This is a genomic window from bacterium CG_4_10_14_0_2_um_filter_33_32, from assembly GCA_002792735.1.
Lineage (GTDB): Bacteria > Patescibacteriota > CPR2_A > CG2-30-33-46 > CG2-30-33-46 > CG2-30-33-46.
The window spans coordinates 1-9,524 of record PFOW01000027.1; the positions used below are offsets into that span (position 1 = coordinate 1).

Consider the following 9,524-nt stretch of genomic DNA (forward strand, 5'->3'; position numbering starts at 1 on the left):
AATATAGATAAGAATTATTAGGAACTACCTGGGTAAAAAACCAATCTCTATAAATAGTATTATTTGGTATTCCATAATCCCACCAAAATCCGTATCCTGAAGGATTAGTTCTAGGGTCTACTAAGTTATTAAGCTCTGAAGCGGACGATACTGTGGGGATATAAGCAACATCTAAATAGGCATCACTAACACTATTCATATCACTGGTTCCATCTGCAATAGGTCTAAACCTTTCCCTATAAACACCGGCTGTTGCTCCTGATGGAACGCCTAGAGTAAAAGAAAATGTTCCTACTGCACCTGGGGCAACGGTTGACTCATCTAACATTGCTGGTTGATCAGATTCGTGATACCACGATGAATGAGAGAAAGCACTTGATCTTCCCAGGGAGTTATCAGTTTTTAAAATTACTTTTGGGTTACTGCCACTACCAGTACCATACCAATTAGCTAAACCTGTATTAGTAAATTTTAGCCAAACATCTGAGGGAGAATCGCCCTCATTCATTACTATAGTAGAAGCATTACTTTTAGATTGGAAACTTGAAGAATAAGTAGGTTCAACATAAGCTATACTCTCAGAAAAATTATGACTTAATACTCCGCCGGGAGCGCTAGGATAACTTATAGAACCATCTCTTGATGTTAAAGCAATCTGACTTGAACCAACATTGACACTTTGAGTTACGTTGCCTGATGCAGCCCACAAACAAGTTATGTTGTGATTATTATTGGTAAATATATATTTTTGAAGATAATTACTGTCATGAAAATATTTAACATCATCAAGATAGATTAAACCATTGGATCCGATTGATTCATTTTTATCTAAAATAATGCCTTCAAAAGTGATATTGCCATCCAGCACACCATCATTATTTCCATCCCAATGCACAGCTCTTTGATCAGCATCATTAAAGTTTGCAGTAACGTATTGCCATTCATTATATGGAGATCTTGAGGCGATACCTTGAAAAACTTCTCCTGTGGCATCACGAAGCCTAACCCTAATAACCATATTAAAATCATTCGTTCCTTTTAAAGCCATACTAATGATTGGATTTCCGCTGCCTATAGAAACGGGCTTATAAAGATACGTATAAGCATTTGATGAATTATCATGATTATATTCAATTTTTAAACCGGCCGAACCAGAATAATGATCCGAAACCCTGCTAACATTACCTGTAGCAGAATTAAATCTTAAAACGTTCCAATTTATCCCTCCGCTTTCTACATCATCAATGGTAGTTTGGGAAACCACATCCTCACGACCACTAAAAGATCCTCCACTTAATTTAGAAATTAAAGTCTGATAAGTACTATATGAAGTTTTGTTAGACCAAGAACTGTTTATTAAACCAAAACCGTCACCCGCATCTTTTAAATCATATATAAATATTTTCTGTACTAAAGGCATAGATAGAGCAATCTGGAAGGTTCGTGCAAGGTAATTGGCTTTTATTGTTTCTGTTAGTCCGGGAACATCGGTGCTCCAGCCTATTTCTGTAAGCCATATTGGTTTATTCCCATAATTTTTTGCTAACGAAATTACCTGACCCAACTGATACTGAAGCGTATCTTGTCCGGTTTTAAATTCCTCTGGTTTACCAAAATCTCTATAAGGATGTATAGCCATAGTGTCAAAATAAACCCCCCCTGATTGATCAACTACATTTTTTATAAAAGATACATCAGATCCGGACGTACCGCCAAAAACAACATTTGCATTCGGATTAGCTGCTTTTGCAGCCTGATAACCCCTTTTAAGTAATTGTCCATACCAATAATATGTATTATTAGGATTTGTACCAGGTGCGAGCTTAAAGTAACCAGAATGGTTCGGCTCATTCCACATTTCCCAATCACTAATTACATATCCACCTGGTACGTCACTATTTCCGTCCCCGTCATAACGTTCAACAGTATGTTGGACAAAATCTGCCCATGCGTCAAGATTTGGTAGATACATATCTGAGTCAGACTGTCCTGGATAAGTACTGGCCCAATCAGTACCATAGGCTAATAGTCCTAATGGAGAAATACTATTAGTATCATAGTCCTGGGCCAATTGATCATATTGAGTATATACCCAATTATTATTTGATATTTCAATATCACCCCAAATAAATTGTTCCCTAGCAGTCTGAACTCCAGCAGTAGTCATTTTAGAAAAAGCAGTTGCTTTCTCATTATAATAGCGCTGCTTAATATGCGCATTTACCCCAAAACCGTCTATACCTGCTGCCCTTACGGTGCTTTTTTTACTTACCGGCTCTAATGCAAATAAAGCATAAGACAGGATTTGCACTATAAAAGTGAACAAAACAATCCGAACAATAAATTTCTGTAATTTATTCAAATTAAAAAACATGAGCAAGTACCTCTTATTACTTCTATTCTAGGAATAAATAACGTCTATGTAAACCCCACACTAACCTTGATAACAATCTTTTCTCTAAAAATAATAGACATAAGAAAGCATCGCTTAATTAATTTGCAGAAAAGAAAAATAACTTTTTGAAGTTAGTACTGAGTAAAGCTAGATATTATTCGATTGATGATTAAAAAATGCTCTTGTATATCCCCAGACAGCTGCATAGCTTGAAATAGCCCTAAAAGGTCTAAAAGAAACTGTTATTTTTTTAGTTTTAAAACTAGAATCAATAAAAAAATGCACTGGTAATAATAAGGTTCTTATTAAAACATATAGAATGGCTTGGGAAGAATTTTCTATCTTAAGACCAATACCCCATTCAGGATGCAGATGCCTAGATTGGTAATGACCTTTTCCATACCAATAAAATTTTTTGATAAGACCGGGGATATTTTTTGGCGCATGATGATAAACATACATGCTTGGTAAAAGATAATTTTTAAGGCCTCGTTTTGTTAGACGATAAAAAAATTCTGGATCTTCTCCTGATACTAATTCTTCATTAAATCCACCTATTTCTAAGAATGTTTCTTTTTTTATTCCAAAACATACACCAGTGATACCATCATCTGTTTGAGTTAAATCTTTAGGTGGAATAATTTCTATTCTATTAATTTCTTTAGCTAACCTTTTTTCAAACCACGTTGCATTTTTGGGCAGCATCAGACCGACACCTACAACCCCAGAGGTTAATTCTTTTAATATTGTCTCTGAGATCTTATCTATAAGCTCAGTGCTAGAAAATTCTATATCATCATCTAAAAAAATTAATATGTCACCCTTAGATTGAACTGCTCCTTGATTTCTAGCTTTAGCTACCGGAGATACATTTTTGATCACTATTATTTCTATCTCTTGATTAATAGAAATATTTTTTAACTCTTTCTCTAATTCGTTTGTATCACCTTTCAAGGAAGGTATTATTATACTAATCATTTGATAATTCCTTAAAAATATCATTAGTCTCTAAAGAAATACTATCAAAGTTATATTTATTTTTAATAACTTTTAATCCTTTAAAAGACATTTCTTCTCTAAGTCCTTTATTGTTCATTAATTGTTCAATGGCCCTAAAAAAACTTTCTGGCTCATCTTCTATAAAAATTTCGCCTTCTTTAATATCAAGTCCCTCTGCACCGATTGAAGTAGAAACCACTGGAATGCCAAAAGCCAACGCCTCAAGAATTTTAAACCTGGTGCCTCCACCTAAGCGCAACGGTACAATTTCGATTAAGGCATTTTGCCGGTATTCATCTATATTATCAACAAAACCCGTAATAACTACATTCTTATCGTTAGCAAAAATTTTCTTGATTTTCGCTGTTGGATTTGCACCAACAATAACAAGACTTAAATCCTGAAAATTTCCTTTTAATTTAGGCCAGATTTTATTACCAAACCATAATATACCGTCTTCGTTAGGAAAGTAGCTTAGTAGCCCTGCAAAAAGTATATAATCTTTGCTGATCGGATTTATATATTTTTTATCAGAAGAAGAAAAATCAACCACATTCTCTATTACCTTTATATTTCTATCTTGGCCAATCATTTTTTCTAAAAATGATTTGTCATTATTAGAGGTAACAATCGAAAGGTCGCTTTCTTGATTCTTGATTTTTTCAAAAACACTAAGCTTAAATAACCAATCAATCCATTTAACAATTTTCTTAAAACCAAGCAGTATTTTTAATTCTCTTTTATAGAGAACTGTTTCTATATTATGGTTATCTATAACTTTTTTTGTACCCGGAAAAAAATTAAAATATTGACTCATCCATATGCCTTCAGCCAAAACAATATCATACTTATTATTTTTATGAGCGCTAACTATCTTATCAATAAAATTGTTATTATATGTTCTTACAGCGCCCGCGGGTTTTGAAAAAAACAAAAGCCTTATAAGTCTATTTATAAACCAGATTAGCTTATTCTCTTCTATAGGATGGTAATTACAAATCTCGATATGATTTACAAAATCAAGGTTAGTTGCCTTATTTTGATCATTATCTGATAGTGAAAAAATATCAACGGCAAAACTTTTTGATAAGGCTCTTGCAATATAATAACATCTCATTTTATAACCGCTGCCAGTTTTACTTGGAATATCGGTTGTAATAATCGCAATTTTTTTCATCTATTCTCCGTAAACCTTTAATGTCTCTTCAACCATTTTATCAAAAGAAAAATTATTTATCGCATACTCTTTTGCATTATTGCCGATTTTTTTTCTTAACTCTTCATTGTTTGACAATTGCTCTATTGTTTTGGCTAGCATATCAATATTCTCTTTATCAAAAAAAAGCCCTGTATTATTTTCCTTTATAATTTCCGGCAAAGCACCTACCCTTGCAGCAATTATAGGAATACCGCGCATCATCGCTTCCAATGCTGTTAAACTAAAACCTTCGTGCCTGGACGGTATAACCAATAAATCGGTTATTGAGTACACTTCCCCTATATATTCTTGATATCCTAAAAAAAATATTTTTTTTGATATACCTAAATCCTGCACTCTTTGCTTAAGCTCTTTTAACATACTCCCCTCGCTTACTAAAACAAAAGAAGTGTTGAGCAAAGAAACTTTTGATATGGCTTCTATAAAAAGATCCGGACCCTTGATAGGTTCTAATCTTCCATTGAAAGTGACAACTTTATTATCATTTGGAATCCCGAAAGAATGTTTTATTTCTTTTTTGTCTCTTTCGGTTTGAAGCCTGTTAGAATCAACGCCGTTATAAACAACATCAATTTTACTTTTATCTATTCCTAAATCTAGAAGCGAACTCTTAGTGCTACCGGACACCGCTATAATCTTATCAGCATATCGGGCTGCTTTTAAATAATAATTTTGGGGGATATGCCAAAAAAAACTAGTACCTTTTCTGATTGGTCCATGTGTTGTCCATATTACCCTTAAGCCGGCTTTTTTTGCTAACCTTGAAAAAGCAACTTGTTCGTCTAATGTTTGAATATGAACTAAAGTGTATCCCTCTTTTTTTAATCTTAGGAACTCTTTAAAAAATATTGGGCTTAAAACATATTGGACTAGGTAGTGTAATATTAAATTAAATTTACTAGTCACTAGAGGACCCAACCAAATTCTTTTGACCTTTATATTCAACTTGGAAAGAAGTTTTTCTAACTGACCAGATCCCGTAACAACCAAAACTTCTTGGTTTTCACTTATTGCGGAAGCAAGAGATTTTAAATAAATTTCCCCCCCACCTATTGATACCGGATTTGAAATAAAAGCTATTTTAGTTTTTTCCATTAATCTAATACTTCCTCTAATATTTTCTTTGTTTCTCTAACCATCCTATCGGCGTTAAATATTTTTTCAACATATTCTCTGCCTTTTTCCGCTAACTTTATTCGCAATTTAATGTCCCGATATATTAATTCAATTTTATCTGATAATTGCTCGACATTCTTGGGCTCTACAAGAATTCCGTTTTCTTTATCTCTTATAACATCCGGAATACCCCCCACCCTTGAAGCAATAACCGGGGTGTTCATCATCATGGCCTCGGCCGAAACCAAACCAAAGCCTTCCATTTGCCAAACAGAAGGGAAACAAAAAACGTCGGAAGCGGAAAGAATCGCCAACTTCTCTTTGTCCGAAACAAATCCTAAAAAATTTACTTGTTCCGCTAAATTCAATTCGTTACAAAGATTAACTAGACTTTTTTTACTGGGTCCTTTTCCCATAATCAAACAATAGATATTAAAACCTTTGTCTTTCAAATTTTTTATAGCTTTAAGTAAATATTCTTGTCCTTTTTCAGGCGAAAGACGTGAAAGAGAACTTATTAAAAATTTATTTTCTAAGTTTAATTTAGCTCTAATTTCTATCCCCTTATTTCTATATTCTTTTAAGGAATCCCGACTCACTAAAGGTATTCCATTCAAAACAATAATTGCCTTATCAGGCTTAACTTTAGCATCATTTATAACGCTGTTTCTTCCGGCGCTTGATGGACTTATAACTTTATCAACTTTTTCAGCGGCGTTTTTGTAAAAAATCATAGGTAGGGGATTTTTAGAATGCGCCCAATCATATAAATCCGCGTGCTCCATCCAAACTAACTTAAATCCCATTTTTTTAATCAAGCTGGATAAAAATATTCTCTCATTAAAAGAAGCAATATAAATTGTATTAATGCCTTTTTCGTCTCTAAATTTTTCCAATATTTTCTTAAATTTACTAATATAAAAAGACCATTTTAAAAAAGAAAAAATAAAGTTTTTCTTGTTGCTCATCTCGTAAATAGAAAAATCTATAAGAGTACTATCAACTCCTTTTTCATCTAAAAATTCTTTTAGCTTTTTCTCATTAGATAATACATGGAAATAGATTCCATTATTGTTTAAACCTTCGGCCAATAATCCTAATTGAATTTCGGCTCCCCCAAAACCAGTAGTATTTTCAATTGCTAAAACTTTTATGTTACTCATTTTTTGAAATAAATATTTTTTTTACATCTTCTTTTGAAATTGCCCTAAGTAAATAAGCGAAAAAGAAATATATTAAAACAGATAACACCACTATTATTAAAAATATTATTAACTGATATAGCTTTTCTTTTGGCCAAAAACCACTTACTAGTTTATCTATAAAAAAAACAAAAGCGCCCATAAAAACGCTAGCTAATAAAGCTCTGGACAATAACTTATAAGATGGCTTAATGCCCATATTTTTGTAAATTATTCTGAATGTTAGTATTACTATTAATAATTCTGTAATAACTGTATTTATAGCAGCAGCCATGTAAGAAAAATAAGGAATAAATATTAAATTAGTAATAATATTAAAAATACTTGCAGACAGCGTTACATAAATAAGTTTTTTTTGCAGATTAGCAGAAATTATTACATGGGAGAAAAGATTCCCAATAAAGGAAAAGGCAACCGCAAATATTAATATCCTTAAGGCATTACTCGCTAATATAAAAGAAGAGCCACTAATTGTCGTTATTATTTTAGGAGAAAGAATAAGCGTACCGACTATCATAGGCAAGGCCACAATGATTAAAAAATCAAGAGCTTTTTGAAAAACATCTTTAGCTTTTTCGTTATTATTACTTAAATAGTTAGATAAAATAGGGAAAACTGAGCCGATAAACATAGATGGAAAAGTAACAAGAACTTCAACAATTTTATATGATACTCCATAAATCCCCACTTCATGCATATTAGAAAGACCTCCTTTTAATGGTAGGAAAGATAAAAACAAAGTATCTATTTTAAATTGAATCATCCCTAATATCCCGGCAATCCCCAAAGGGATAGAATATTGAAGAAGCTTTTTACTAATTGCCCAATCAAATTGAGGCCTGATTTTTACTAATCGATTAGCTAAAAAGAAAGCTATTATTAAATTAATTAGATCACCCAATATATAAGCTAAAACAACATATACTACTCCCTTTTGAGCTTGGATAAAAAATAAGGTTAAGCCCAAAACAGATAACCTTCCTATAATATCTGTGATAACAAAAAAGTGCATTTTAAGCTTTGCTTGAAATATTGTAGTAAAAGCTTGAGTTATGGTAACAAAAGCTATCGCTACTGATGCTAGTATAATGCCATTCTTTACTGTCACTGAATATGGCATAAATAAAGAAATTATAGCGGCAGACGAAAAAATTATGGCGGCTAACGTTATCCGAATAATTAAAAGATTACCAACAATTTTTTCGGTATCGTTTTCATTTTTAGATATTTCCCTAACTGAAATCATATAAAGACCGAGGTCTGCAAACACACTAAAAAACCCGACGTATGCAAATATAGTTGTATATTCACCATAACCTACAACACCAAGATAATTTGTTAAGACAACAACCAGTGCCAGAGAAAAAGTCGTTGTTACAATCTTCCCAATAATTTGAACTATTGTATTATAAGCAACTTTTCTAGTAAGAGTCATTTTTCTCCAAATCCCTTTGGATTATTTTTATGCCAGCTCCATGCGCTTTTGATAATATTCTCTAACGATGATTCAGTTAAATTCCAATTTAGAATTTTTTTTGCCTTTTTATTGCTTGCAACTAATATAGCTGGATCACCTTCTCTTCTTTTTGATATTTTATAATTAACCTTTTGCCCTGTAACTTTTTCAACTGCTTCTAAAACTTGTTTGTTTGAAAATCCTTTTTCTGTACCTAAATTAAATCTATCGGATTTTTTTTCTTTCTTTAAAAAATTGAGAGCTAAAACATGCGCCCTTGCCAAATCAGCAACATGAATATAATCTCTAACACAAGTACCGTCCTTTGTTTTATAGTCATCGCCGAATATTTCTAGTTTTCGCACCTTTCCCAATAAAGAAAAAATAACTCTTGGAATAAGATGTGTTTCCGGATCATGATCTTCACCGATATCTCCTGCTTTATCAGCACCAGCTGCATTAAAATATCTTAAACAGACACTTTTAAGATTATAAGCTTTATCATAATTATCTAATATCTGTTCAATTATCAGTTTTGTACAACCATATGGATTAGTAGGTTTTTTAATATCATCTTCTTGAATAGGAGTTTTTATTAGATTACCATATACGGCGGCGCTTGAGGAAAAAACTAAATTAAATACTTTGTTCTGTATCATTGAATCGAAAAGATTAATACTGCCAACAACATTATTCCAGTAGAATTTACTAGGGTTTACCACTGATTCACCAACTTCAATAGACCCGGCAAAATGGACGACTGCGTCTATCTTTCTTTTTTTAAATAATCTATCAAGAAACACTTTATTTAATAAATCACCTTTAACAAATTCTATCCCCTTAATTGATTTTTTATGCCCCTTAGACAAATTATCTAGTACTAGAGGATTAAATTTTTGCTTTTTTAGTTCCCTGACAGTATGGCTACCTATATAACCAGCGCCACCTGTTATTAAAATATTTTTCATAAGCTTCCTTGTTTAACTTCTTCATAATATCAAAAAAAGCTACTTTTAAAAAGCAGCCTGCTTACTGGTTAATCTTTTTTCTAATGAGAATTATAGTATCCTGAAGCCCAATTCCCTACTTTAGCCTCGTTGTTTAAGGTATTCTTGTAGTAGGAAGATACCCAGAGTT

7 protein-coding genes are annotated in these 9,524 nt (G+C 32.4%); all 7 read right to left on the reverse strand.

All coding sequences use genetic code 11. The annotated features are described in order from the left end of the window. Nucleotides 1–2,374, reverse strand: a 2,374-nt coding sequence (locus tag COX95_01805) for a hypothetical protein (GenBank protein PIZ86220.1), incomplete at its 3' end; no start/stop codon positions are given. A 168-nt stretch (nt 2,375–2,542) separates the two neighbouring features. Then, entirely contained in the window at nt 2,543–3,397 is an 855-nt protein-coding gene (locus COX95_01810; GenBank protein ID PIZ86221.1) for a hypothetical protein, read from the reverse strand. After that, nucleotides 3,366–4,571, reverse strand: coding sequence for a hypothetical protein (locus COX95_01815; protein PIZ86222.1), 1,206 nt, complete (start codon nt 4,569–4,571; stop codon nt 3,366–3,368). Before COX95_01815 ends, COX95_01810 begins: the two co-directional genes overlap by 32 nt. Next, nucleotides 4,572–5,708, reverse strand: a complete 1,137-nt coding sequence (locus COX95_01820) for a hypothetical protein (GenBank protein PIZ86223.1) — start codon at nt 5,706–5,708, stop codon at nt 4,572–4,574. Continuing rightward, on the reverse strand, nt 5,708–6,892 hold the full coding sequence (locus COX95_01825; protein PIZ86224.1) for a hypothetical protein: 1,185 nt from the start codon (nt 6,890–6,892) through the stop codon (nt 5,708–5,710). Before COX95_01825 ends, COX95_01820 begins: the two co-directional genes overlap by 1 nt. After that, entirely contained in the window at nt 6,885–8,366 is a 1,482-nt protein-coding gene (locus tag COX95_01830; protein PIZ86225.1) for a hypothetical protein, read from the reverse strand. Before COX95_01830 ends, COX95_01825 begins: the two co-directional genes overlap by 8 nt. Continuing rightward, complete coding sequence (gene galE / locus COX95_01835; GenBank protein PIZ86226.1) at nt 8,363–9,355, reverse strand: UDP-glucose 4-epimerase GalE; 993 nt, start codon at nt 9,353–9,355, stop codon at nt 8,363–8,365. Before galE ends, COX95_01830 begins: the two co-directional genes overlap by 4 nt. Nucleotides 9,356–9,524: the final 169 nt, after the last annotated feature.

What these genes read in the sequence shown, in the direction of transcription:
- COX95_01810 (PIZ86221.1), bottom strand. Translation starts at nt 3,397, where the DNA reads ATGATATTTTTAAGGAATTATCAAATGATTAGTATAATAATACCTTCC.
- COX95_01815 (PIZ86222.1), bottom strand. Translation starts at nt 4,571, where the DNA reads ATGAAAAAAATTGCGATTATTACAACCGATATTCCAAGTAAAACTGGC.
- COX95_01820 (PIZ86223.1), bottom strand. Translation starts at nt 5,708, where the DNA reads ATGGAAAAAACTAAAATAGCTTTTATTTCAAATCCGGTATCAATAGGT.
- COX95_01825 (PIZ86224.1), bottom strand. Translation starts at nt 6,892, where the DNA reads ATGAGTAACATAAAAGTTTTAGCAATTGAAAATACTACTGGTTTTGGG.
- COX95_01830 (PIZ86225.1), bottom strand. Translation starts at nt 8,366, where the DNA reads ATGACTCTTACTAGAAAAGTTGCTTATAATACAATAGTTCAAATTATT.
- galE (PIZ86226.1), bottom strand. Translation starts at nt 9,355, where the DNA reads ATGAAAAATATTTTAATAACAGGTGGCGCTGGTTATATAGGTAGCCAT.